This is a genomic window from Nonomuraea sp. NPDC049141 (assembly GCF_040648415.1).
Classification (GTDB): Bacteria; Actinomycetota; Actinomycetes; order Streptosporangiales; family Streptosporangiaceae; genus Nonomuraea.
Window position 1 is genome coordinate 65,889 of sequence record NZ_JBEZDR010000021.1, and the last position, 24,439, is coordinate 90,327.

19 protein-coding genes are annotated in these 24,439 nt (G+C 69.0%); 7 read left to right on the top strand and 12 right to left on the bottom strand.

The window, feature by feature from the left end:
• Position 1: 1 nt before the first annotated feature.
• Positions 2-1,249 carry a serine hydrolase domain-containing protein gene (locus AB0B91_RS46460; protein WP_358335134.1) on the bottom strand — a complete coding sequence of 416 codons (1,248 nt, stop codon included), beginning with the start codon at positions 1,247-1,249 and terminating at the stop codon, positions 2-4.
• A gap of 579 nt (positions 1,250-1,828) precedes the next feature.
• Here AB0B91_RS46460 and AB0B91_RS46465 point away from each other — a divergent pair.
• A complete protein-coding gene (locus AB0B91_RS46465) occupies positions 1,829-2,278 on the top strand; it encodes an NUDIX domain-containing protein (RefSeq protein ID WP_358335137.1) in 450 nt (149 codons plus the stop codon).
• Between the two features lie 769 nt (positions 2,279-3,047).
• Positions 3,048-4,163, top strand: a complete 1,116-nt coding sequence (locus AB0B91_RS46470) for a serine hydrolase domain-containing protein (protein WP_358335140.1) — start codon at positions 3,048-3,050, stop codon at positions 4,161-4,163.
• Here AB0B91_RS46470 and AB0B91_RS46475 read toward each other — a convergent pair.
• A complete protein-coding gene (locus AB0B91_RS46475; protein ID WP_358335143.1) occupies positions 4,160-5,203 on the bottom strand; it encodes a hypothetical protein in 1,044 nt (347 codons plus the stop codon). The genes AB0B91_RS46470 and AB0B91_RS46475 overlap by 4 nt on opposite strands.
• Before the next feature lie 86 nt (positions 5,204-5,289).
• Between AB0B91_RS46475 and AB0B91_RS46480 the strand changes: the two genes are divergently transcribed.
• The gene (locus AB0B91_RS46480) at positions 5,290-8,541 is read left to right on the top strand and encodes a BTAD domain-containing putative transcriptional regulator (RefSeq protein WP_358335146.1); all 3,252 of its coding nucleotides are present in this window, start codon (positions 5,290-5,292) and stop codon (positions 8,539-8,541) included.
• A gap of 1 nt (position 8,542) precedes the next feature.
• On the opposite strand, the gene AB0B91_RS46485 is transcribed toward AB0B91_RS46480, so the two are convergent.
• From AB0B91_RS46485 to AB0B91_RS46505, 5 genes are all read right to left on the bottom strand, one after another.
• Positions 8,543-9,529 carry a hypothetical protein gene (locus AB0B91_RS46485; RefSeq protein WP_358335149.1) on the bottom strand — a complete coding sequence of 329 codons (987 nt, stop codon included), beginning with the start codon at positions 9,527-9,529 and terminating at the stop codon, positions 8,543-8,545.
• An 8-nt stretch (positions 9,530-9,537) separates the two neighbouring features.
• A complete protein-coding gene (locus AB0B91_RS46490) occupies positions 9,538-11,055 on the bottom strand; it encodes an AMP-binding protein (RefSeq protein ID WP_358335152.1) in 1,518 nt (505 codons plus the stop codon).
• A gap of 280 nt (positions 11,056-11,335) precedes the next feature.
• A complete protein-coding gene (gene katG, locus AB0B91_RS46495) occupies positions 11,336-13,567 on the bottom strand; it encodes a catalase/peroxidase HPI (RefSeq protein ID WP_358335155.1) in 2,232 nt (743 codons plus the stop codon).
• A 33-nt stretch (positions 13,568-13,600) separates the two neighbouring features.
• Entirely contained in the window at positions 13,601-14,038 is a 438-nt protein-coding gene (locus AB0B91_RS46500) for a Fur family transcriptional regulator (RefSeq protein WP_358335158.1), read from the bottom strand.
• A gap of 93 nt (positions 14,039-14,131) precedes the next feature.
• On the bottom strand, positions 14,132-15,616 hold the full coding sequence (locus tag AB0B91_RS46505) for an MFS transporter (RefSeq protein ID WP_358335161.1): 1,485 nt from the start codon (positions 15,614-15,616) through the stop codon (positions 14,132-14,134).
• Positions 15,617-15,640: 24 nt separating this feature from the next.
• Between AB0B91_RS46505 and AB0B91_RS46510 the strand changes: the two genes are divergently transcribed.
• Positions 15,641-16,093, top strand: coding sequence for a MerR family transcriptional regulator (locus tag AB0B91_RS46510; RefSeq protein ID WP_358335164.1), 453 nt, complete (start codon positions 15,641-15,643; stop codon positions 16,091-16,093).
• 33 nt (positions 16,094-16,126) lie between these two features.
• Here the strand turns inward: AB0B91_RS46510 and AB0B91_RS46515 are convergent, their stop codons facing one another.
• Entirely contained in the window at positions 16,127-17,029 is a 903-nt protein-coding gene (locus AB0B91_RS46515; RefSeq protein ID WP_358335167.1) for a M23 family metallopeptidase, read from the bottom strand.
• A 222-nt stretch (positions 17,030-17,251) separates the two neighbouring features.
• Here AB0B91_RS46515 and AB0B91_RS46520 point away from each other — a divergent pair, with 222 nt between their 5' ends.
• From AB0B91_RS46520 to AB0B91_RS46530, 3 genes are all read left to right on the top strand, one after another.
• Positions 17,252-17,986 (top strand): dienelactone hydrolase family protein, encoded by a 735-nt coding sequence (locus AB0B91_RS46520; protein ID WP_358335170.1) that lies wholly within the window; start codon positions 17,252-17,254, stop codon positions 17,984-17,986.
• A 106-nt stretch (positions 17,987-18,092) separates the two neighbouring features.
• The gene (locus AB0B91_RS46525; protein ID WP_358335173.1) at positions 18,093-18,659 is read left to right on the top strand and encodes an RNA polymerase sigma factor; all 567 of its coding nucleotides are present in this window, start codon (positions 18,093-18,095) and stop codon (positions 18,657-18,659) included.
• On the top strand, positions 18,652-19,830 hold the full coding sequence (locus AB0B91_RS46530) for a CU044_5270 family protein (RefSeq protein ID WP_358335176.1): 1,179 nt from the start codon (positions 18,652-18,654) through the stop codon (positions 19,828-19,830). Before AB0B91_RS46525 ends, AB0B91_RS46530 begins: the two co-directional genes overlap by 8 nt.
• Before the next feature lies 1 nt (position 19,831).
• On the opposite strand, the gene AB0B91_RS46535 is transcribed toward AB0B91_RS46530, so the two are convergent.
• From AB0B91_RS46535 to AB0B91_RS46550, 4 genes are read right to left on the bottom strand one after another with little or no spacing between them, the layout of a single operon-like run.
• Positions 19,832-21,334 carry a sugar ABC transporter ATP-binding protein gene (locus AB0B91_RS46535; protein ID WP_358335179.1) on the bottom strand — a complete coding sequence of 501 codons (1,503 nt, stop codon included), beginning with the start codon at positions 21,332-21,334 and terminating at the stop codon, positions 19,832-19,834.
• Positions 21,331-22,296: an ABC transporter permease gene (locus AB0B91_RS46540; protein WP_358335182.1), complete on the bottom strand. Its 966-nt coding sequence runs from the start codon at positions 22,294-22,296 to the stop codon at positions 21,331-21,333. Before AB0B91_RS46540 ends, AB0B91_RS46535 begins: the two co-directional genes overlap by 4 nt.
• Positions 22,293-23,354, bottom strand: a complete 1,062-nt coding sequence (locus tag AB0B91_RS46545; protein ID WP_358335185.1) for an ABC transporter permease — start codon at positions 23,352-23,354, stop codon at positions 22,293-22,295. Before AB0B91_RS46545 ends, AB0B91_RS46540 begins: the two co-directional genes overlap by 4 nt.
• Positions 23,351-24,436 (bottom strand): mandelate racemase/muconate lactonizing enzyme family protein, encoded by a 1,086-nt coding sequence (locus AB0B91_RS46550; protein WP_358335188.1) that lies wholly within the window; start codon positions 24,434-24,436, stop codon positions 23,351-23,353. Before AB0B91_RS46550 ends, AB0B91_RS46545 begins: the two co-directional genes overlap by 4 nt.
• Positions 24,437-24,439: the final 3 nt, after the last annotated feature.

Sequence of the window (24,439 nt, forward strand, 5' to 3'; positions counted from 1 at the left end):
TCTATCCAGCCGCGATCGTCTGGTAGGCCGTGGTCCAGAAGTCGCGGTGCAAACGAGGAGTGTCCAGGGAGTCCATCGCCGTCTGGGTGAACAGGATCCCGGTGAGCCCCGTGGCCGGATCGGCGTACGCGGTCGTGCCCAGGCCGCCGTCCCACCCGAACTGGCCCACGGACGCCAGGTCGCGGCGGTGGGTACGGATGGCCATCCCGAAGCCGTAACCGCCGTGCCTGCCGAAGTGGTCGCCGAACGCGTCCTTCTCGACCTTCTGCTCCGGCGTCAGATGGTCCATGGTCATCAGCTCGACCGATGCCCGGGACAGGATGCGCTCGCTGCCATGAGTTCCCTGGTTCAACAGCATCCGGTAGAAGGCGTGGTAGTCGTCCACCGTCGAGACCAGTCCGTCGCCGCCCGCTTCGAACGCCGGCGGCGAGCTGTACTTCCCACCGGCAGCCTCGTCCCACACGACAAGTCCACCGGTCTGCGGATCGTGGGCGTAGCTGGTCGGCAGCCGGTCGATCTTGTCCGCGGGTACGGAGAAGCCGGAGTCCCTCATCCCGAGCGGACCGAAGAGCCGCTCGCGCAGGAATGTCTCGAACGACTGCCCCGCGACCCTGCCGACGAGCACACCGAGCACGTCGGAGCCGGTGTGGTACTGCCACAGGTGTCCCGGCTGGTACATCAGCGGCAGCTTGCCCAGCCGGCCAAGCCATTCATCTGGTCCCGCCGCCGGTGACGAGCCGTCGAGACCCAGCTCGCGCATCGCGACCTGGATGGGGTACGTGTCCGGCGGCGCCAGCACCGCCCCGAACCCGAAGGTGAACGTCAGCAGATCGCGTACGGTGATCGGCCGCAGCGCCGGCACAGTGTCCTCCAGCGGGGCGTCGATCCGCGTCAGGACCTGGCGGTTGGCGAGCTCGGGCAGCCACTCGTCGATCGGGTCGTCCAGCCGCAGCCGGCACTCCTCGACGAGGATCATCACCGCGGTGGCGGTGATCGGCTTGCTCAGCGATGCCAGCCGGAAGATCGTGTCCCTGCGCATCGGCGCGCCGCCATCGGCGTGCAGTGTCCCCATCGCCTCCACGTGCGTGTCATCTCCGCGACCGAGCAGGGCGACCAGCCCAGGAATCGCACCAGATTCCACATACCCGGCCAGCACGTCACGCATCCGGCGCAACCCCGCCTCCGACAGGCCCCGCTTCTCCTGCATGCTCCAGTTGCCCTGCGTATCCCAGCTGGCGGTGGTCGACATAGCACTCTCTCTTCCTGCTTTGCGTACGTTGTGCGCTTGATGCGAACACTGTACTCACGATGCGCGGCCACATGCAAGGCCGTTGCCGGACACCACCCACCCCTTGCCCGTCTGGGTGGTTGACCGTGGCCGCCCGCCCCGAGCGGTCCTCGCTATCTGCTCTCCGCGAGGCGCCTCCGGCGCACAACGGTCTTCGCAGGGGGCGCCTCGCGCTCAGGGGCAAAGGCGCTCCTTCCAGTCGGGCCGCAGCCCCGACCCCTGGAGGACTTCGCTTCGCTCAGACGCCTGGTCCTTCGATCTTCCTAGGGGCTGTTCGGAGGTTTGCGACGCTGCGCGCACACCGCCCAAGCTGGCCGAGGTAGAGCCGGATGAGATTGGTGGGCGTGGCCTGTGGCTGGTGGAGCACTTGACGGCGGACCGCTCCACTGATGAAGGTCAGCGAGACATGGCCCCGGAGCTCAGTAGCTTGGCACGCGGCGCACTCGACAAGCCATCGGGCACGAGACTCCCAAAACGACCAGGTGCTTCGGCAGGGTAGACGAGGCTGAGGACAGCCATCAGGAACACCGGAGGGAATCGATGGAACACCACAGCACGCACTCGGTCAGCGTGGCAGGTGTGCTCATCGATGATCAGGGGCGCGCGTTCTTGATCCAGCGCCGAGACAACGGCCACTGGGAAGCCCCTGGCGGCATCCTGGAACGCGATGAGGACATCACTGCAGGTCTCCTCCGCGAGATCCACGAAGAGACCGGTCTGGACGTCGAGCCTGTCACCCTCACCGGCGTCTACAAGAACATGACGCGCGGCATTGTCGCCCTGGTCTTCCGCTGCAAGGTCATTGGTGGCCAACTCGCCGAGACCGACGAAGCCCGCGCCTTCCGCTGGGTCACCGCCGATGAAGTCAGATCACTTGCATCCGAAGCCTTCGCCATCCGCGTCCTCGACGCCATGCGGCACAACCACGCACCAGCCATCCGTCACCACGACGGCGTTCATCTGCTCGGCACACCACAGCACGCCGAATGACCTCGCCGAATTGTCGCGGGTGATAAAGCGGCGCGGTGGAACGACTGGTATCGGCAGACCATTCCACTCGCCGAGCAGCGCTATGGCATATCTGAAGGAACGGCAGGTGGGGGTCTGCAAAAGGAGCAGCACAATGTTCAGTACAGACGAGCCGGGCTTCGCCTGATAGCCTGATAAACCATGAGGAAAGCCATTGTCGCATTGGCGATCACCGCTGCCACCCTCTTCTCCCTGTGCGCATCTTTCGCGTCACCCGCCTCGGCGACCGACGGGACGATCATCGTCGAAAACTGAGCACGGGACGATCATCCAGCACTTCAGCCTCATTCGCTGATCCTCGCGAGGGCTCGGGAGAGGGTGTGGATGCGGCGTGTTCCTGGGCGGCATGATCATTCTGTATGCCATACCCGTGGCTGTTGTCCTGGCGTCGCTTTTCGTGACGTCTCGTAGCGCGCGACGCAATATCTGCTACTTGTCCGCTGCTTTCGTCGCCTCCATCGTGGTACTCGTGATCGCCTGGATGGTGTGGCCGGATGCTTGGGGATTCTGGCTCCTCTCTGTGCTCCCGACCACGTTCGTCACGGGAATTCGGCTCATTGTCGCGATCGTCGTAGGCCCTCCGAATTACGCCCCGCCATAGGCCCACGCTGCGGGTCGCGATGGGGGCCGCTGGGGTTGGGGGCATCGCCTTAGCAACTTCGGTTGACTAGTTCGACGATAGTCAACTACGGTTGCTAAATCAGCGGTCACCATGCCCAGGGAGGCAGACATGTCCATTCCGCGTGCCCGTACAAGCCTGCTCGCCATCGCCTTGACCGTTGCGGCAACCACCATGACCATCCCTAGCGCCGCCGCAGCCGGCCGAGACCGCGATCATGTCAAGATCCAGCGCGTACTCGACCAGGCCGTGGCCAACGGTGGCGGGCCCGGCATCGTCGCCGATCTCAGGGAAGATCGTCGGCCGCCGTGGTTCGGCACGGCCGGGGTGGCCGACATGGAGACCGGTCGCAGGCGGCAGCCGGGTGAGCACTTCCGGATCGGCAGTTTCACCAAGGCCTTCACCGGCACGGTGGTGCTGCAACTGGCGGCCGAGAGCAAACTGACCCTGACCGACACCGTGGCCAAGTGGCTGCCGGGGGTGGTGGAGGAGTACCTCGGCGCCGACGGTACGAAGATCACCATCAGGCAGCTGCTCAACCACACCAGCGGACTCCCCGACGCCATCCCCGGCCAGGAGACCCCGCGCCCCGAAGAGCCCGGGAGGCGCTTCATCTACTCCAAGATCAACTACAACCTCGCGGGCCTGATCGTCGAGAAGGCGACGGGCTCGACGCTCGCCAAGGAGATAGAGCGCCGTATCGCCCGCCCGCTGCACCTGACGGGGACGTACCTGCCCGGCAGCGACAAGACACTCCCCGCCCCGCATGCCCGCCACTACTCGAAGTTCACCGAGACCGGCCAGGAGACGCAGGTCCACGATGTGACCGAGATCGACGTGAGCTGGGCCGGAGCCGCCGGCGGCATGGTCTCGACGACCGCGGATCTGCACCGGTTCCTGGGCGCCCTGCTCGGCGGGCGTCTCCTTCCGCCCGCTCAGCAGAGGGAGATGTTCACCACCGTCTCGACGGAGGGCGCGGACTGGGTGCCGAACACCAGGTACGGCCTCGGCGTCTACTCCCAGACGCTTCCGTGCGGGGTCACGCTCTGGGGCGGCGGCGGCTTCATCCAGGGCTCGACGTCGTACGCGATGGGCGACCGCCAGGGCACCCACACGCTGGTCAGCAACATCAACGGCGACTGGAACGACTTCCTGAAGACCTTCACCCAGCTCTTCGAGACGACCTTCTGCAAGAAGCCGGCCGACGCGCTCGACAAGGTCCGCTAGTACCAGGCCAGGCTGTAGATGGCCCGCTCCGACTCCGGGATGAGGCCGGGCAGGCCGAGCTGGGCAGCGCCCGGCAGTTGCCGCATCACGTCGCCCAGTTGCCTGTTGACGCCGGTCATGAACTCGGCGGCGTCCTTGTCATCGCCGCTCCAGAGGTCGGACAACTCCCAGCCGCCCTTGTTGACCACCGCGTCGAAACGATGCTGGGCGCTGATCAATATCTCGGCGCATTCGGTGGTGCGCAGCCCCATGTCGCCGTGGACGGACGCCAGCCCGCGGACGGTCTCGTAGATCGACTTCAGCGCCTCCTGCGCCTTGTCGGCCGCGGGGCCGTGCCAGGGCGCGTCCCGGATCTCCTGGGCGCGGAACACGATCCCGTGCGCGACCTCGACGAGACCGTTGGCGATGGCGGTCGTGGCGGAGGCGTAGTCGGTCAGCAGGTTCGGCTTCCACGACATCAGCATTTCCCTGATCTGGGCTCTGTTGAGGCCGTGGTGTGAGGTGTCGTCGGTGATGAGCTCCGTCACCGGATCACCGACGTTCGCCTTGAGGATGCGCGGGCTGATGGAGCCGTTCGGGTAGGCGTTGCTGACCCAGTAGTGGCCCTTCGGGCTCCAGCTCTCCTCCGGTATCGTGGCCCACGCGTCCGGCTTCGCGCGCCAGCTGTCCACCTCGGCGAGCTGGTAACTACGGCCACTGGTGGAGACCAGGCCCGCGGCCATCGCGCACTCCATCATCGCGTCGCCGGTCAGGCAGGAGAGTGCCTCCTCGAACCCGGTGATGCAGTCCGACACCGTGATCGCGGCCTTCCAGCCCAAGATGCCGCCGGTCATCTTGGCGGACTCGAACCGCCTGTGCAGCAGCCGGTAGACCTCGTCGAACTGGGTCATGAGCTGTTTGCCGATCGTCTGCAGCCGCCCGTGGCCGACCTCGTACCCGCTGCTGTGCTCGAGTTCGAGCCCCGGCCAGTAGTACTCGCGTATGGGCAGGTTCTCCCATGCGCTCCATTCGTCCTCGGCGGTCGGCTGCGGTTCGCGCATGGCACACTCCTTGTTCATGATCAAGGAACGCCACGCTAGGAGCCTCGGTTGACGAGCAGGCGAAGATCAGGTTAACGGACAGCCTCATGAGGCTCGTACGGAGCGGGACCAGCCGAAGTGGCGCGGGGGCGAGCGCGTCCGCGACCATGGTGCGCATGGCGTACCAGCGGGTGAGTTTCGCCGTCCTGGGATCCGTTCAGGTCTTCCTGGAGGGCATCCCGAGAACCCCGATCCATCTTCGGGGCAAACCTCGGGCCGTCCTGGCCACTCTGTTGCTCAACGCCAACACCGTGATCTCCCGGGACGGGCTGGTGGCCGCGCTGTGGGACGAACCTCCGACCACGGCGGTGGCCAACATCCAGACCCACGTATGGCAGTTACGGCGGGCGATTCCCGGTGGGGACCAGATCGTGCGGACCGAAGGGTCCGGCTACCTGCTGCGCGCCGAGCCCGATCAGCTGGACGCGCTGATCTTCGGTGACGTGGCGCGCGAGGGGCGGCTCGCCGTCCAGCGGGGCGAGCTGACGGTCGCCGAGAGGGCGTTCGGGCGGGCGGTGGCGCTCTGGCGGGGCCGGCCCGCCGAGGACCTCGTGCTCGGCGAGGTGTTGACGCCCCGGATCGCCGAACTGGAGGAGGAGCTGTACCAGGCGCGTTCCGACTGGATCGACGTCCGTCTGGCTCTGGGGCAGCATGACCAGCTGATCGGTGAGCTACGGAAGATCGCGGACGCGCATCCACTGCGCGAGCGTCTCTGGGGTCAGCTCATGCTCGCCCTTCACCGGGCCGGGCGGCGGGGTGAGGCGCTGGACGCCTATCGTCGGGTGCGGACGGTCCTGGTGGAGGAGCTGGGCGTCGAGCCGGGCGCCGATCTACGTCGGCTCCACGCGAGCCTCCTGGCGGACCACCCGTCAGCCCACAGCGCTCCAGCACCGGCTACCGCGCAGCACGGGCCCGCCGCGCCAGACACGCAGCACGGGCCCGCCGCGCCAGACACGCAGCACGGGCCCGCTGTGTCAGACACCACGATCTGGCACCACATCTGCCAGCTACCCGCGGACCTCGCCGGCTTCGTGGGCAGAAGCGCAGAACTGAAATCGATTACCACGGTCCTGCGCGGCAGGGACCCCGCGGCCTCCGCACCCGTGATCGTGGCCCTGTCGGGCGCCCCCGGACTCGGCAAGAGCACCCTCGCGATCCACCTGGCGCATCTGCTCCGGCCCGCCTTCCCCGACGGCCAGCTCTACGTACGGCTCGGCGCGGCCTCGCCCGCGCCGCGCGATCCCCGGCGCATTCTCGGGGAGTTGCTGAGAGCACTCGGCGTGGACGGGAACGCGATCCCCGACACGCTCGAAGAGCGCGCCACGCTGTACCGGTCGCGCCTGGCGGATCGCGAGATCCTCGTCATCCTCGACGACGCGGCGGAGGAGGCGCAGGTGTCGCCCCTGTTACCGGGTACGGCGCGTGGAGCGGTTCTGGTGACCTCCCGTGCGCAGCTCTCCTTACCCGGCGCTCAGGCGATCTTGCTGGACGTACCCGATGAGGACGATGCGGTGGAGCTGCTCGAACGTGCGGCCGGACAGGCCCGTGTGCGCGCGGAGCCGGAGGCGGCGGCATCGATTCTGCGTGCCTGCGGACGCCTGCCGCTGGCGATCCGCATAGCCGGGGCGAGGCTGTCGGCGCGGCCCGCTTGGCCGTTGTCCGACCTCGCGGCCCGCCTGGAGGACACTCGCCGACGTCTCGACGAGCTGGCTCTGGGCCAGCAGACCGTTCGCGCCAACTTCGCCGTGAGCTACGACGCCCTCACCGACGTGGCGCGGCGGACGTTCCGGCTGCTCGGCCTGTGCGGGCTGGAAAGCGTGCCCGAGTGGGCCGCGGCGGCGCTGCTGGGAGAGTCCCGGGATGTAACGGATCGCGCTCTGGAAGCCCTGGTCGTCGCCGGTCTGGTGAACGGGCCGGAAGCCTGCGCCGCGGGAGGCCTGCGATACCGGCTGCACGATCTGCTACGGGCGTTCGGGCGGGAGCAGGCCGAGGCGGAGGAGAGCGAGGCGCGGCGGCGCGCGACCCTGCTCGGGCTCGTCAGGGAGTGTCTCGACCGGGTGGCGGCGGCCGTCGCTGATCTCCCCCTGCCCTGCGCGCCTACGCCAGGCGCCGACAAGTCCCGCACGACGACAGGGCCGGGCGCCGACAAGTCCCGCACGACGACAGGGCCGGGCGCCGGCGAGTCCCGCCCGGCGGCAGGGCAGGGCGACTCCGAGTGGCTGATGGAGGAACGCGGGAACATGGTGGCGGTGGTCGAGCTCGCGGCCGAGCTGGACAGACCCGCCCTCGCGGCCGAGCTGGCCTACCATCTGACGGCCTACCTCCGGATCCACGGCTTCTTCGACCAGGCCACCCGGATTCACGATGCCGTCATCGCCGCCGCGACCCGGCTGGAGCACACTCCCTCGATACTGACCACCCGGCTGCTGCGGGCGGATCTCATGGTGGAGCGGGGGATGTTCGGCGACGCGCTGCGGGAGTTCGAGTCACTGCTCGAGCTGTTCGAGCGCATGGGCGACCGGCACTCCGCCGCGTACGCGCTCAGCGGCCTCGGCATCTGCCGGCACGTGTTCGCGGACTTCGAGGAGGCACTGGATCGCACCGCGGAAGCCGTCGACCGGTTCGAGGAGCTCGGTGACCACGGAGGACTGCTGAGCACCTTGATCCACCTGACGTCGATCCACCTTGAGCTCGGCCACCACGACCAGGCCGCCGAGGTCTGCCGTCGTGGGCTGGAGCTGGCACGTGGGGGCCGCACCGCCTACCCCCGGGCGATCCTGCTCCGCGCCCTGGGGATCACCCACTACAGCAAGGGCGAGGTGACGGAGGCGATCCGGTGCTATGAGGAGAGTCTCGAACTCAGCCGCCGGCACGGCTATCCGATCATCACCACCCTGACGGAGTGCCGGCTGGGGGAAGCCCTGGGCGCGGTGGGACGGTTCGACGAGGCGGTGCGGACGCTCACGCACTGCCAGCGGAGCTTCGCGCGCTTCGGCGACACACACGGTGAGTCGCTCACCGCCTACGCCCTCGGCGAGGTCGCCTTCCGCCGCCGACGTTCGCCCGAGGCACTGCGGCACCTGACGCACGCGCTCGACGTGCTGGGAGTCCGGGAGATGCAGCACTGGCGCGCCCGGGTCCTGCGCGAGATCGGCCGCGTCCATGCCGATCTCGGCGACCCGGACGCCGCCGTGGCCGCCTGGACCGAGGCGCTCGCCATCTTCCACAGCTTCGACTCCGCGGAAGCGGCGGAGGTGAGTGCCGTTCTCGATACCTTGCGCCAGATATCCACAGGGTGATTCAGCCACCCGTTCCCCGTACGACCGGTACGGCTGTGACGCCTGCCTGCCGTGCCGCCCGCCGGGCCGTACCCGGTGATGTCCCCGTCGCGACGACGGCTCCTTCGTGCAGCGCGACCCAGGAGCGTTCGGCAGCGGGAAGATCGGCCAGCGCCGCGGTGAGCTCCACGCGATCCGGTTCACTTCGCAGGGCGCGAGCCCGGTCGCGGCGCCGCCAGAACAGGTGCTGTCCCACGATCAACGGCCCCAGCGGCAGCAGCAGCGGGAAGAGTTCCAGATCGGCGAACAGGACGGCGAGGGTCAGGCCCAGGAGCAACGCCGCCTCGGTCACGGCGGCCCACCAGCCGGCCGCCTTGCCGTACGCCTTGGCCGCCACCAGAGGCCACACGGCCAGCATCAGGCAGTCGCCGAGACCGGCCAGGCTCGAGACAGGCCCGTAGCCGGTGGCGAGGATCGGGGCGAACGGCAACCCTTCGACCCGGGACACGAAGTCAGCCGTCAGCGAGCTCATGCCCGTGGCGAGGGCGTCGTAGACGGTCAGCGCGGCGGCCAGGCCCGCCACGTGGGCGGCCTTCATCCCCGTCTGCGCCCATAGGTTGGCGACCCCGACCGTGAGGAGGATCATCGTGAGGTCGTTGACGACGAGCACCGCCGTCGGCCATCCCGCGAAGTACGCGGCCACGTCCGCCGCGCAGAGCAGGGCGGCCGCCAGGGCGGCGTTCCGGCCGCCCAGCATCGGCGACAGGGCGAGTTGCGACACGGTGAAGAGCACCACACCGAAGATCGTGACGACGAGCGCGATCGGCATGTGCATGTAGGCGAACGGCATGGCCACGAGCATCACGACCATGACGCAGATGTCGGCCCAGACGAACCTGCCGACCGGCGGGCGCGGCATCGTCACCTTGGCGAAGTAGCCCGCCGCGGCACCCACGGTCAGCAGGACGAGCAGGTAGAGGACCAGTCCGCGCAGGACCGCCTCGCTCATTTGGGCACTCATCGGACTCCCATCTCGGCGACCGCCTCCGCGGCCGACTCCGCGGCCGCCCGCAGGGCCGGCTTGGGCACCCGGGCGGACGCGGTGGCCGTGAGCTGCTCGAAGGTGTGCTCCCGCAGGTCCGCGCGGACGCGGCAGGGGCCGGGGAGGTCGGCCGGATCGTCGACGAGCTCGATGCCCCGCAGGGGAAGCTTCAGGTCGGCCGCGCGCTCCTCCAGCCGGGACAGCAGCGCACGGCTCACCTTGCCGGTCACTCTGCCGGTCACGGCGTGCAACACCGGTCCCGACCCTGTCTCCTCCAGCGCGTATCGCGTCGGGAGCGGGATCTCATGCTCCGCCTGGAGAAGGTCCAGCACGTCGCGCGTGGTCAGGGACGAGGGTGACAGCCGGCCGAGGATCCGCGAGGTCGCCGGTACGGCCGCGAACTCGCAGGCCGGCTGCTCGCTCTCGGGCAGCAATTTGACGATGTCACCGGTGACGTAACGGAGCAGCAGGGTCGTGTCGCGGTACATGGTGTAGGGCGTCACCACCAGCACACCGTGGGCCCCCGGAGCCGCCGGTCGGAAGGTCTCGGGGTCGAGCACCTCGACGTGCCCCTGTTCGGTGGGGATATGCAGGTGTCCCTGCCCGCAGACCTGGCCGGCCACGGGGAAGATCTCCGTCATCGAGTAGCCGTCCAGGACGCGAGCCCCGAACGTGGCCTCCGCACGTTCCTTCAGCGCGTCGGTGAGGACCTCGCCGCCGGAGTGGATCTCTTCGAGACCGAAGTCCTTCGCGTCCCATCCGCCCTGCTCGGCTTCCTGGACCAGTGCCGCGAGGTAGGAGGCCGTCGTGTTGAGGTGGGTCACCTGTGGGTGTTTGCCCGGGACGTGCAACGGGACCGCCAACCGGTCCAGCGTCGCACGGGGGTCCACGAGACCGACGTGGGCGAAGGCCGCCCCGGTCATGGTCACCGCCCTCTCGACGAGGATCTGGGCGATGGACCGAGAGGTGATGCAGTTGGCCCAGACATGCTGAGGGCGGAGCCCACCGGCGAGCATCAGCGCCAAGGCCGACATGCCGGACATCAGGTCGATCTCGTACCGGGAGAACCAGACCATGGTCGGCACGCCCGTCGTGCCCGTGGTCTGGGCGAGCACGGCCGGGCGGGCCCCGTCGGCGACGAACGCGGAAGGCAGGTCGCGCAGCGCGGCCTTCGTCGTCGGCTCGATCGACGCCAGGGAGTCCAGGGTGATGGATCCCGGGTCGATGCCGTGCTGCTCGAACCATCGCCGGTAGTAGGGGGTGTCGCGGGCCGTCAAGCGCACCGTCCGCCGGAGCCGGCGCGCGGCGAGTTCCCGCTGCATCTCAGGATCGGGCGCGGCCAGCATCTCGCCCGCGCCCTCACCGGGGGATCCGAACTCCTCCAGGGTCGTGCGCAGGTCGTCCGCCAGCGCGGCGACGTCCTTCACCCGGAATCGCCGGCCTGCCAGCATCGACCAGGCATAACCCAACTGCCGGGCGGCTGTCCCGAACATCCTGTTCCATCCTTTGCGCCGTGGTCTTGGAACACGACGGCCCCTGGGCCGGCACGAGGCCGTTCCCAGAGGCCGTCAAGTAGGACCGAACGTCAGCCGTTGAGGCCGAACACGGCGGTGGAGAGGGCGCTGGCAACGAAGCGCGCGTAGAAACGGGCCGTCTTGATCATGATCTTCCCCTTTCGTTCCTGTCCCCGTGAGGGACAGGAACGACTCTCGTAGCGGGGACTACACGATCGCTACACGTCCACTATCGGAGCAGGTCAGCGCGCTGACGGCGTCAGACGAGGTCGAACCGGTCGAGGTTCATCACCTTGTCCCACGCCGCGACGAAGTCCTTCACGAACTTCTCCTTCGCGTCATCGCTCGCGTAGACCTCCGCGAGTGCGCGCAGCTCGGAGTTCGACCCGAAGACGAGGTCGGCCCGGCTGCCGGTCCACTTGACCGCGCCCGTGGCGGCGTCGCGCCCCTCGAAGGTGTTCGCGTCCTCGGACGTCGCGTGCCACGTCGTGCCCAGTTCGAGCAGGTTGGCGAAGAAGTCGTTGGTCAGCGACCCGGGGGTCGTGGTGAAGACGCCGAGCTGCGACTGCTGGTAGTTCGCGCCCAGGACGCGAAGGCCACCGACGAGGACCGTCAGCTCGGGGGCGCTCAGGGTGAGCAGGTTCGCCCGGTCGAGCAGCAGGTACTCGGCCGGAAGCCGGTTGCCCTTCCCGAGGTAGTTGCGGAACCCGTCGGCGGTCGGCTCGAGCGCGGCGAACGACTCCACGTCGGTCTGCTCCAGCGAGGCGTCCGCACGGCCCGGCGTGAAGGGGACCTCGACGTCGAAGCCGGCGTTCTTGGCCGCCTGCTCGACGGCCGCGGCACCGGCGAGCACGATCAGGTCGGCGATCGAGACCTGCTTGCCGCCGGTCTGGGCGGCGTTGAAGGCCTGCTGGATCCCTTCCAGGGTGCGCAGCACGATCGCCAGCTGGTCGGGGTCGTTGACCTCCCATCCGCTCTGCGGCTCGAGGCGGATGCGCGCGCCGTTGGCGCCGCCGCGCTTGTCGCTGCCACGGAAGCTCGAGGCCGACGCCCACGCGGTGGACACGAGCTGGGACACCGACAGGCCCGAGGCGAGGATCTGACCCTTGAGGGCGGCGATGTCCGCGGCGTCGATGAGCTCGTGGGTGACCGCGGGGAGGGGGTCCTGCCACAGCAGCCTCTCGGCCGGGACCTCCGGGCCGAGGTAGCGCACGATCGGGCCCATGTCGCGGTGGGTGAGCTTGAACCACGCCCGGGCGAAGGCGTCCGCGAACGCGTCGGGGTTCTCGAGGAAGCGTCGCGAGATCTGCTCGTAGATCGGGTCGACGCGGAGCGAGAGGTCGGTCGTCAGCATCGTCGGCGCGACGCGCTTCGACGGGTCGTGGGCGTCGGGGACGGTGCCCGCCCCGGCGCCGTCCTTCGGCCGCCACTGGTTGGCGCCGGCGGGGCTCTTGAACAGCTCCCACTCGTAGCCGAACAGGATCTCGAAGAAGCTGTTGTCCCACGTCACCGGGGTGTTCGTCCAGATGCCCTCAAGGCCGCTGGTGATCGCGTCGGCGCCCTTGCCGGTGCCGAAGCTGTTCTTCCAGCCGAAGCCCTGGTCCTCGATCGAGGCCGCCTCGGGGTCGGCGCCGACGTTCTCCGCCGGGCCGGCGCCGTGCGTCTTGCCGAAGGTGTGACCGCCCGCGATCAGGGCGACCGTCTCCTCGTCGTTCATCGCCATCCGGCGGAACGTCTCACGGATGTCGCGGGCCGCGGCGAGCGGGTCCGGGTTGCCGTTCGGGCCCTCCGGGTTGACGTAGATGAGGCCCATCTGGACCGCGCCGAGGGGGCTCTCGAGCTCCCGGTCGCCGGTGTAGCGCTCGTCGCCGAGCCAGGTGCTCTCGGGACCCCAGTAGACGTCCTCGTCGGGCTCCCATACGTCCGCACGACCGCCGCCGAAGCCGAAGGTCTTGAAGCCCATCGACTCCAGGGCGACGTTGCCGGTGAGGATCATGAGGTCGGCCCAGGAGAGCTTCTGGCCGTACTTCTTCTTGACCGGCCACAGCAGGCGGCGGGCCTTGTCGAGGTTCCCGTTGTCGGGCCAGCTGTTGAGGGGGGCGAAGCGCTGCTGGCCGGCCCCGGCGCCGCCGCGGCCGTCGCTGATCCGGTAGGTGCCCGCGCTGTGCCACGCCATCCGGATCATGAATGGGCCGTAGTTGCCGAAGTCGGCCGGCCACCAGTCCTGCGAGGTCGTCAGCACCTCCGCGATGTCCCGCTTCACGGCCGCGAGGTCGAGGCTCTTGAACGCCTCGGCGTAGTCGAAGTCCTCGCCGAGGGGGTTGGCCACGGCGGGGTTCTTGGCGAGGATCTTCAGGTTGAGCCGCTCCGGCCACCACTGGCGGTTTCCGCCGCCCTGCGTCGGGTGCGGGGCGCGCTCGTGCGCGACCGGGCAGCCACCCCCGCCCTCCGCCTTCGCGTCGGTGACGATTGCATCATGGTTCTCGGACATGGGAATCCTTCCGGACTTTGGGCATCACGGTGCTCAGGAACTGCTGGCGCTGGAACAGTCGGGACATAGGCCCCAGTAGATGACCTCGGCCTCGTCGATCAAGAAGCCGTGGGCGTCGGACGCGGTCAGGCAGGGCACCTCGCCGACCGCGCAGTCGACGTCGGCGACGACACCGCACGACCGGCACACGACGTGGTGGTGGTTGTCCCCGACGCGTCCCTCGAACCGGGCCGGGCTGCCGGCCGGTTCGATGCGGCGTACGAGGCCCACCGCCGTGAGCGCGTTGAGGGCCTCATATACGGCTTGCAGGGAGATGTGACCCACGCGATCGCGTACCCCGGCGGCGATCGCCTCGACGTCGAGGTGGTCACCGTCACGGACGGTCTCGATCAGTGCGACGCGGGCGGCCGTCACCCGGAGGCCCGCACCGCGCAGCTCCTCGGCGGTGGTCGGAGTCCTGGATGCGGTCATAGCGCCAAACCTACCTACATAAACACGAAAGATACAAGATAACGAGTTATGCAAGTCTAGCGCCGTGTTGGCAACGTTTGTCTCGTTGCGGAGTTATGTGCCGGCCGGGTGTTCCCCAAGATCCGCGCCCCGGTCCACCTCCTCGAACAGCGCCGCCGCCCGCCCGGCGGTGTCCGAGGCCCAGCGCCCCGTGCTGAGCAGCCCCAAGATCAGAATGCCGATCCCGAGCCCGAGCACCAACCACCACACGCCGTGCTCCGCGTCCGTGTACGCCGTCGCGCCGCCGGCCAGGGCCGATCCCACGATCGCCCCGGAGATCGCGACGCCGAGGGTGGTGCCGGTCTGCCGACCGGCGGAGGCCAATGAGGCGGCCACCCCGGCCATCGAGCGGGGCATTCCGGAGACCGCCGTGTTGGTGATCGGCGGGTTCACTGTGCCCAGGAAGACACCGAACAGCAGATAGATCGCGAGTACGACCGGCAGCGGGGTGGCCGGGCCGAGCCAGAGCGACGCGCCGCCACCCAGAGCCAGCGCGGCCCCGGCGACCACCAGCGGCAGCCGAGGACCGCGTCTGCCGACCAGCCGGCCGGTGAACGGGGACAGCACCACGACCAGCACCCCGACCGGGAGCAGGCACAGCCCGGCCGTCAGCGCCGACATGCCGCGTACGTCCTGCAAGTACTGGGTGGTCACGAACAGGAACGCGCCGAACCCGCACAAGGCGAACAGCGCCATCAGGATCGCCGAGCTGAACGGCACGCTGCGAAACAGGCGCAGCTCCAGCAGCGGGTCCGCCCGGCGCGCTTCGTAGCCGAGGATGCCCAGCGCGCCGAGCACGGAGACGGCGAGCAGGCCGAGGATGACCGGCGAGGTCCAGCCCAGCGTGCGGGACTCGATGATCGCGTAGACGACGCCGACCAGCATCAGGATCACCAGCGCCTGGCCCACCGGGTCGAACCGGCGCGCTCGGGGGGCGCGGGACTCGGGTACGAACAGCGCGGTGCACACGATCGCGGCGGCCACGATCGGCACGTTGATCCAGAAGATGGAGCGCCAGCCGAGGCCGTCGACCAGGGCGCCGCCGAGGATCGGCCCCAGCGCCAGCGACAGGCCGGACATCGAGCCGAACACCCCGATCGCCCTGGCCCGCTCGGCCGGGTCGGGGAACGTGGTGGCGGTGATCGCCATCGCCACCGGGTTGAGCATCGTGCCACCGACTGCCTGCAGCGCACGCGCCGCGATCAGCCAGCCGATCGTCGGCGCCAGGCTGCACAGCAGCGAGCCGAGCCCGAAGGCGGCGAGACCGATCTGGAAGACGCGTCGGCGGCCGACCCGGTCGGCGGTCGACCCGCCCAGCACCAGGAAGCCGGCCATCACCAGGGTGTACGCGTCGACCGTCCACTGCAGGCCGGACACCGAGGCGTGCAGGTCGCGGCGTATCGCAGGCAGCGCGACGTTGACGATGGAGATGTCCATCACCACGACGACGATGCTGGCGCAGCAGATCGCGAGAACCAGGAGCCTGCGGCCGCGGCTGAGCTCGTCGGCCGTGGTCTTCGGCAGCATTGAGGTAGCCATGACCACGACGCTAGAATTTAGAGCGTGCTCGAAGTCAAGCGCTCTGTCCCCCAGGCGGGCCTGAGCATCGCCGAGGCCGCCCGCCGCACCGGGGTGAGCGTGCACACCCTGCGCTACTACGAACGCGCCGGCCTGGTCGTCACCGCCGTCGACCGCACCGCCGGCGGCCGGCGGCGTTACCAGCAGCTCGACCTGGACTGGATCAAGGTCTGCACCAAGCTGCGGGCCACCGGCATGCCCATCAAGACCATCCGGCGCTACGCCCAGCTCGTCGCCGCCGGGCACGGCAACGAGCAGGAACGACTCGCCCTCATGGAGGCCCACCGCGCCGACGTGAGCGCCAAGCTCGCCGAGATACAGGAGAACCTCAAGCTCATCGACCACAAGATCGACGTCTACCGAGGCCGGCTCGCCGCCGGCGACGCCGACCGGCTGTGGGCGCCCAACCGCGAGAAAGGCCACTCCCCGATCGGGTAGTGGCCTTTGACGTGTGTTGCCGAGCTGAGAGAACTATCCGCAGTGCTCGGAAGGGCTGGTGTAGGTGCTGCTGCCGACCGAGCCGCCCCACACGACGCACTGTCCGGCCGCGTCACGCTTGACCGGCCCCGCGTAGTACTCGAACTTGCCCGAGTCGGTCGCCTTGCTCTCGCCCTTCGGCTGCAGGAACGCCGACACCGACGTCGCCGTGCCGAGGCTCGTCGTCTTCAGCGTGACGACGCAGTTGTTCTTGTTACCCGAGTTGTAGAGCAGGTAGGTGCGGCCACCGGTGAGGGCGGCCGAGTCGATGACCGTGAAGCCGCTGCCGCAGACGCTCTCCGGGGTGTTGGGGTTGGTGGGGCTGCCACCGCCGCCGCACCCGTTGGTGCTCTTGAGGGCCTTCTTCGTGCCCAAGGACACGGTCGTGCCCTCAACGGTCGGGCTGGTGTCCATCCCACCGCTGGAGGTGCGCTGTTCGTAGTGCAGGTGCGGAGCGTTCGACCCGCCCGTCGAGCCGACGGTCCCGATCACGGTGCCCTGGCTGACGGTCATGGAGCTGCCGGGCGACTTCACCTGGGTCGCGAGGTGGGCGTACCGGGTTCTGGTGCCGTCACTGTGACGGATCTCCACCCACCTGCCGTAGCTGGTGCTTCCCGCGTTGTAGAAGGTCGCGGTGCCCGCGGCGGTGGCCCGCACGGTCTCACCGTTGATGGCGTCGCTGCCGTAGTTCTGCCAGTCGATGGAGCCCGACGGGTTGTGGGTGGGGGTCCAGTTGTTGGCGTAGAACGTCTTCCCGCAGTTGAACGGGCTCTTGTGTGACACGGCCAGTGCGCCGGCGGCCTGCGCTGAGGCGGCCTGGGGGATCAGCGCCACCGCGAAAGTGACCGCTAGCGCGGTGATCGCGGATCGGACGGTCGGCCTGCTGGGTGCGGGCATGCTCACCTCTCTGAACAGGTGCGTATGGGGGGATACGGTTAGGCGCTCAGTTTCTTCAGATGACTCAGGGAGCAGACGGTAATCGAGGCCCCGCATAGCACCCGCATATCACCCGCATATCGAGGGGAGCGCTTTGCCGGTGGCGCCTTCGACCAAGCCAGGAGGAGCATATCTTTTTGCGCGGCCAAAATCATAGATTTGGCCATCTCTTAAGGAGCGCGGATGAGACAACCAGTAAGCATTCCGCTACCGGACGGCAGTTCACTAACGGCGACGATGGCACTACCGAAAGGGACCGCGCCCGCGGCCGGATGGCCGGGAATGGTGGTCGTGCACGAAATTTACGGCGTCGAACCGGACATGTTTGATGTAGTAGACCTATTCGCCGCACATGGCTACGCAGCAGTCTTGCCTGATTTGTACAGCCACGGCACCAGGATCGGGTGCCTGACCCGAGCCATGCACCAACTCGCGACCGGAAAACCGGGCCGCCCGGCCGCCGACATCGACGCGACCCGGCGATGGCTGGCCGACCGCGAGGACGTCGACGGCGGCCGGCTCGGGGTGATCGGATTCTGCATGGGCGGTGGATTCGCCCTCGCGTACGCGGCGAGCGAGCCGCCCGGCGTGCGAGCCGTATCGGCGAACTACGGCGCGGTCCCCCGAGACCAGGAAGAGCTGCGGTCGGTGTGCCCGGTCGTGGGTTCCTATGGCGGTCGCGACCTGGGCTTCCGGTCGCACGGTGCGCGGCTGCAGGAGCACATGCGGACGCTCGGCGTCGAGCACGATGTGGAGATCTATCCGGCTGCCGGGCATTCCTTCATGACCGACGGTCATCACCCGGTCGCGAAACTCGCGCTTTTCCCGCTGCGTCATGGCCTCGTCCGGCCGGCAGCGGACGACGCATGGCAGCGCACCTTCGCCTTCCTCGACAAACACATCGCGGCCCACGAGTAAGTCGCAACCTGGGAGCCGCCTTCGGGATAGAGGAGATTGTCAGCACCTCGAAAACGAAGGAAGCACCCATGAAGGGACACACCACCCCATGGTTACGGCGAGAGTGGTGAGTCAACCTACGGAGAAGCTCGGCGACCTGGAAGTGGTTGCCGCCTCTCTGGAAGACCCTGAGGCCTTCGGCGAATTGTTCCGCCGCCACGCCCCACGACTCCATGCCTACATCAAGCGGCGCCTCGGACTCGCTCTCGCCGATGACGTCGTGGCGGAGGCGTTCGCCACCGCGTTCCGGCAGCGGGCGCGGTTCGACGGGCGAGCGGAGTTCGGCGCGTGGCTGTGGGGCATCGCCAGCAATGTGATCGCCAAGCACCATCGGCAGGAAACCCGCATGTACAAGGCGTTCGCCCGAACGGGCGTGGACCCCGCGGAGGACGGCCTCGCCGAGCTGGTCAGCGATCGGGTGGCCGCCGCGGCGCACGGCCCTCGTCTGGCGAAGGCACTCGCCTCGCTGAGCGCCCAGGACCGCAGCGCCGTTCTGCTGCTCGCCTGGGGCGAGCTGTCGTACGCCGAGATCGCCGCGACTTTGGATCTGCCCCTCGGCACCGTCAAAGCCAAGATTCACCGGGCCCGGATAAAGCTCCGTAATGCCCTCCCCGGGGAGAAGAACGATGGATGAGATCGACGCCCTACGGCAGGTACGCACGACACTGGCCCGTCAGGAGAACCCGGACCGGCTCGCCCTGCGAACCAACTGGCGCTCCGGCCCTCCGCCGCGCACCCGCCGCGGCTTCAGGGTTCCGATGCTGAGCATGGTGGCGACGGCCGCTCTGGTCGCGGGGACCGTGGCCATCATCTCTCTGACCTCGGACAGGGACCAGCCTGCCCATGAGGTTCTGCACGAGCCGGGCAACGCACTGCTGGTTGCCGCCACCAACGTGCGGAAGGGGAAGATCGGCACATACTGGCACACCACCCGCCTCGCCGGGAAGATCTACGCGGTCGGCGAGAGCGCGGCGGACCACTACAAGGTCGAGGCGAGGATGCGGTACGACCTTTGGACCGATCGCGGCGGCAAGTCGTGCTTCACCCACCAGGACCTGCCCGCCCGCCCATGGACCGCCGACGACAAGCGGAAATGGCAGCGGGCGGGAGCGCCCATGAAGGTGTCGTTCCCCACCGAGGTAGGGGCCGGCACCCTGTTCTTGGAAGCCACGAAGAGGGAGCAAACGTGCCGCGAGAACAGTGATCAACGGTTCTTCGGCATGACCCCCGAACAGGTTGCCGCGCTGCCGACCCAGCCCGAGCAACTGGAGAACGCCCTGCTGAACCTCGACGGCAACTGGGAGGCCTACGCTCCGACGGCCACAAAACAGCCGATACGGGCCCTGCGGGGTGACAAGCGCGTCCGGGCGCTGAGTGACGTGGCCGGCACCCTGCTGGCCGGGGCACCCGCACCTCCGGAGGTACGGGCGGCCGCGTTCCGGATGCTCGCCACCCTGCCCGGCGTCAAGGTCGAGGGTGAGACGACCGACTCTCTGGGCCGTCCCGGAGTGGTCATCTCCTTGCCGGTGGAGACGACCGTTCCCCTCGGCCTCTACACCGCGCCCAAGCAGCTCGGCACGTACCGCCGCCAGTGGATCATCAACCCCGGCAACGGAACGCTGCTGGCCATGCGGGACGTCGTGGCGACGCCGCCGCATGGCTCCCGGAGACTCCCTTCGGGGGACGACGGCAAGCCGCGTCGCCTGACGGTCGGGACCCAGCCTGACCGGTTCCACAAGCCCGGCGAAGTGTCCGAGTACGAGACGTACGAGGTCGCGGAGTGGACCGACACGGCGCCGAACTGACCTATCCGGACCCAGCGTGGATCAACCGGATGATCGCCTGGCTCATCCGGGCGTAGTCATGGTCGTTGACCAGCTCGCCGCGGATGCTGAAGTCGCTCATCACCGTGATCCGGTCGGCGAGGGTGACGATCTCCGGCAGGTCCGACGAGATCAGCAGCAGCCCCAGCCCGGAGCCGGCCAGTTCGGCGATCAGCTCGTGGAAGGCCGCCTTGGTACGTACGTCGATGCCGACGGTCGGCTCGTCCACGATCAGGATCTCGCAGCGCGCGGCCAGCCACTTCGCGAGGCTCACCTTCTGCTGGTTGCCCCCGGAGAGCTGGCCGGCGAGCTGGCGTACCGAGGAGGCCCGGATGCCGAGCCGGTCGGCATACTCCTCGGAGAGCCGCCGCTCCGCCCGGTCGGTCACCAGCCCGGCGCGGGCGATGCTCCGCCACACGGTCACGCCGATGTTGCGGGTGATCGGCTGGTCGAGGAAGAGCCCTTCTTCCTTCCTGTTCTCCGTCACGTAACCGATCCGGTAGCGCCGCAGCGCCTCGCCGACGTCGCGAATGCGCACCGGGCGGCCCTGTACCTCCACCGTGCCCGACGTGATCCGGTCCAGCCCGAGCAGCGCCTTGGCCAGTTCGCTGCGGCCGGCACCCACCAGGCCGTACAGCCCGAGGATCTCGCCGGGGCGTACGGACAGGGAGATGTCGCGGTGGCCCCGCGCGGTGCTCACCCCGCGCAGGCGCAGCGCCGCCGGCGTCTCGGGGTCGATCTGTCGCTCAGGGAGGCGCACCGAGGCGTACGCCCGCCCGACCATCAGATCGACGATCCGGTCCTGCGTGTAGTCCGCCAGCGGCTCGGCCTCGGCGACGGTACGCCCGTCGCGGAGCACGGTCACCGTGTCGGCGACGGCGAAGACCTCCTCCAGCTTGTGGCTGACCAGCACGACGGCGTGGCCGCTGTCGCGCAGCTTGCGGACGATCGCGTAGAGCCGGTCGGCCTCGTCGCCGGTGAGCGATGCGGTCGGCTCGTCGAGCAGCAGCACCTTGCTGTCGATGCTGAGCGCCTTGGCGATCTCGACGAGTTGGGCCTGCGCGACGGAGAGCCCGGAGACCGGGGTGTCCGGATCGAGGTCGAGGTCGAGCAGGTCCAGGCAGCGCCGGGCCTCGGCCCGCATCAGGGCGCGGTCGACCAGTCCGAAGCGCCGTGGCAGGTGGTGCAGCACGATGTTCTCGGCGATGGAGAACTGGGGGATCAGGTTGCGTTCCTGGTGCACCACGCCGATCCCGGCCCGCTGGGCGTCCAGCGGACCGGTCAGGTGCAATTCGGTGTCGCCGAGCAGCACCTGACCGCCGTCCGGCTGGTACACCCCGGTCAAGATCTTGATCAGGGTGCTCTTGCCCGCGCCGTTCTCGCCGAGCAGCGCGTGCACGCTGCCCGCGGTGAGGCGCAGGGTGGCGCCGTCCAGCGCGCGTACCCCCGGGAATGTCTTGACCAGGCCCTCAGCGGTGAGGATCACGACGACCTCCGCAACAGTCTCTGCCGGACAGTGCCGAGCAGCACCGCGCCGAGGACGACCGCGCCGACGATCAGGTCGATCCAGCGCGGGTTGATGCCGAACTGGGCCTGCATGACGTCCACCAGCCGGACCAGGAACGCCGCGAGGCAGGTACCGACGACGCTGACCACGCCGCCGGTGAGCGCGACCCCGCCGATGATCGGCGCGGCGAAGCTCGGTAGCAGCAGGTCGTCGCCGATGCTGGAGTTGACCGAGCCGGAGGCGGCCACCGTGATGATCGCGGCGACTCCGGCCAGCAGCCCGCTGAGCCCGTGCGCCACGATGATCGACCGGTCGTTGGAGACCCCGGACAGCCGCGCGGCGAAGGGACTCCCGCCGGTGGCGAGCAGTTGCCGGCCGGCGACCGTACGCGCGAAGAAGACCCCCACGAGCGCGGCCACGGCGAGTGCGACGAGGAAGACCACCGGCAGCCCGAGCACGGAGGCGCGACCGAAGTCCCGCAACCCAGACGAATAGCCCTGGAACGTGTCGGGGCCGTTCACCCCGTACCGGAGTCCCTCGATGATGGTCATGGTGGCGAGCGTGACGATGAAGCCGTTGATCCGGGTGAAGACGACGAGCAGCCCGTTGACCAGGCCGGCGGCGCCGCCGACGGCGAGTGCTCCGAGTACGGCCACCGGCGCCGGCAGCCCGGCGTCGATCATCAGCCAGGCCGCGACCATCGAGCAGAGCCCGGTGAGCGCGCCGACCGACAGGTTCATCTGGCCGATCGCGAGCACCACCATCTGGGACAACCCGATGATGATCGGGACGGCCAGGAACCGGAAGAACGCGCCCAGCGTGCCGCTGGAGAGCATGCCACCCCCGGTGGCGACGGCCAGCGCGACGAAACCGGCCGCCGCCAGCAGCGCGAGGGTGAACTCCGGGCGGCCGGCGATCATGCCGGCACGGCTGGTGCTCATGCCCGCGCCCCCCTTCGCTCGGCGACCACGTGACGCACCCGGTCCAGCGAGAGGGCGACCAGCAGCACCAGCCCGATGTAGAGCTTGAGCTCGTCGAGCTGGAACTGCAGCAGGTTCAGTCCCTTGTAGATGACCTGGGTGAGCGTCGCCCCGAGAACCGTGCCGAGGATGCTGACCGCGCCGCCGGCGAGCAGCGTGCCACCGAGCACCGGCCCCAGGAACGACGGCAGGAGAAACTGGTCCCCGATACCGGCCGAGAACGCCCCGTTGTTCGCCGCGAGCAGGAACCCGGCCAGCCCCGCGAGCAGCCCGCTGAGCGCGTGCGCCTGCACGACGCGGTTCTTGGTGGGAATGCCGGACAGCTCGGCGGCCTTCTCGTTCGAGCCCGTCATGAGGATCTCCCGGCCCAGCCGGGTATAGCGGAACAGCAACCCGACCGCGAGCGCCGCGGCCAGCGCCAGGGGCACGATCAGCGGAACGCGCGGGCCGCACACCTCGCCCACGCAGTAGTCGGCGAACGTGTCGTTGCGCAGCACCGTCATGCCCGCCGGCTGACCGCTAAAGGCGACCCCGTCGGTGAACCTCGTGTAGAGGATCGTGATCAGCCCCACCAGGGCGAAGTCCATCGCGAGCGTCACCACGAACGAGTTGACGCCGGTCCGCGAGATGATCAGACCGGCCAGCGCGCCGAGCAGCGTACCGACGGCGAGCCCGATCACCAGGCCGACCGGCAGCGGCACGGCGAGCCGGTCGTAGGCGAGCCCCATGGCGAAGGCGCTCATCGCCGCCATGCGGCCGACGGCCACGTTCATGTGCCCGAGGGAGAGGACCGCGAGCTGGGCGAGCCCGACGACCGCGTACACGCTGATGTCCGACTGCAACGGCACCAGCGTGAGCCCGGTGTCCAGGAACGCCGGCCGTATCGTGGTGAAGAGCGCGACCAGGCCGACGAGCAGTACGACCAGGCCGAGGCGGGGGTTGGCCCAGAGCGGGATGCGCGGCGGCCTGCGCGGTCCGGCCGGCGAGATCTCCGGTGGCGTCGCGGTCCGCGTGCTCACCGGACTCGCCGGTCGTCGATCGCGTCGCGGTCCCACTCGATGCCGAGCCCGGGGGCGGACGGAGCCAGCGCGTGCCCGTCCACGATCTCGATCTCGTGCCGGGTGATCGCCCGCAGTTGCGGGATGTGCTCCAGGTAACCGCTGTTGGGCACCGCGCAGCAGAGGCTGACGTGCAGCTCCATGAGGAAGTGCGGGCAGACCGGGACGTTGTACGCCTCGGCCAGGTGCGCGACCTTCAGCCAAGGGGTGATGCCGCCGATGCGGGCCACGTCGACCTGGACGATGCCGGCCGCCCGCCGGTGCAGGTACTCGCGGAACTGGGCCACCGAATACAGCGACTCACCGACGGCGACCGGGATCGAGCTCGCCGCGACCAGTGCCTCGTGCCCCGCGACGTCGTCGCCGGGCAGCGGCTCCTCGAACCAGTACGGGTCAGCCGGTTCGAGGAGCCGGGCCCGCCGGACGGCCTCGGCCGACGTGAGCGACTGGTTGGCGTCGAGCATCAGGTCGAAGTGGGGACCGACGGCCGCGCGCACGGCGGCCAGCCGCTCGGCGTCCTGCACGGGCGAACGGCCGATCTTCAGTTTCGCCCCGCGCCAGCCCGCGGCCTGGCTCGTCTTCGCGCCGGTGATCAGCTCCTCGGTGCTCAGGTGCAGCCAGCCGCCCTCGGTGTCGTACAGCGGGATGCGATCCTTCGCGCCCCCCGCGAGCATCCACAGCGGCCGGCCGGCGTCGCGGCAGCGCCAGTCCCACAGCGCCGTGTCCACGGCGGCGAGGGCCAGCGAGGTGATCGCGCCGACCGTGGTGGCCCGCGTCGCGGCGAACAGCTCCCGCCACACCGCCTCCACCCGGCTGGGGTCCGCGCCGACCAGCCGCGGCAACAGGTAGTCGCGCAGCAGGGCGAGCACGGCGGTGCCGCCGGTGCCGATCGTGTACGAATAGCCGGTCCCGGAGCCGCCGTCATCGGTCTCGATCTCGACGAAGACGGTCTCCTGCTTGAGGAACGACTGGACTGCGTCGGTACGTACCGTCTCGACCTCCAGATCGACAAGGTACGCCTCGACGTGACTGATCGCGGGCAACGA

Bases quoted from the DNA above. Each gene is read 5' to 3' on its own strand.
- AB0B91_RS46490 (WP_358335152.1), bottom strand. From the start codon at position 11,055: ATGTTCGGGACAGCCGCCCGGCAGTTGGGTTATGCCTGGTCGATGCTG.
- AB0B91_RS46470 (WP_358335140.1), top strand. From the start codon at position 3,048: ATGTCCATTCCGCGTGCCCGTACAAGCCTGCTCGCCATCGCCTTGACC.
- katG (WP_358335155.1), bottom strand. From the start codon at position 13,567: ATGTCCGAGAACCATGATGCAATCGTCACCGACGCGAAGGCGGAGGGC.
- AB0B91_RS46500 (WP_358335158.1), bottom strand. From the start codon at position 14,038: ATGACCGCATCCAGGACTCCGACCACCGCCGAGGAGCTGCGCGGTGCG.
- AB0B91_RS46475 (WP_358335143.1), bottom strand. From the start codon at position 5,203: ATGCGCGAACCGCAGCCGACCGCCGAGGACGAATGGAGCGCATGGGAG.
- AB0B91_RS46480 (WP_358335146.1), top strand. From the start codon at position 5,290: ATGAGGCTCGTACGGAGCGGGACCAGCCGAAGTGGCGCGGGGGCGAGC.
- AB0B91_RS46520 (WP_358335170.1), top strand. From the start codon at position 17,252: ATGAGACAACCAGTAAGCATTCCGCTACCGGACGGCAGTTCACTAACG.
- AB0B91_RS46460 (WP_358335134.1), bottom strand. From the start codon at position 1,249: ATGTCGACCACCGCCAGCTGGGATACGCAGGGCAACTGGAGCATGCAG.
- AB0B91_RS46505 (WP_358335161.1), bottom strand. From the start codon at position 15,616: ATGGCTACCTCAATGCTGCCGAAGACCACGGCCGACGAGCTCAGCCGC.
- AB0B91_RS46515 (WP_358335167.1), bottom strand. From the start codon at position 17,029: ATGCCCGCACCCAGCAGGCCGACCGTCCGATCCGCGATCACCGCGCTA.
- AB0B91_RS46530 (WP_358335176.1), top strand. From the start codon at position 18,652: ATGGATGAGATCGACGCCCTACGGCAGGTACGCACGACACTGGCCCGT.
- AB0B91_RS46540 (WP_358335182.1), bottom strand. From the start codon at position 22,296: ATGAGCACCAGCCGTGCCGGCATGATCGCCGGCCGCCCGGAGTTCACC.
- AB0B91_RS46465 (WP_358335137.1), top strand. From the start codon at position 1,829: ATGGAACACCACAGCACGCACTCGGTCAGCGTGGCAGGTGTGCTCATC.
- AB0B91_RS46485 (WP_358335149.1), bottom strand. From the start codon at position 9,529: ATGAGCGAGGCGGTCCTGCGCGGACTGGTCCTCTACCTGCTCGTCCTG.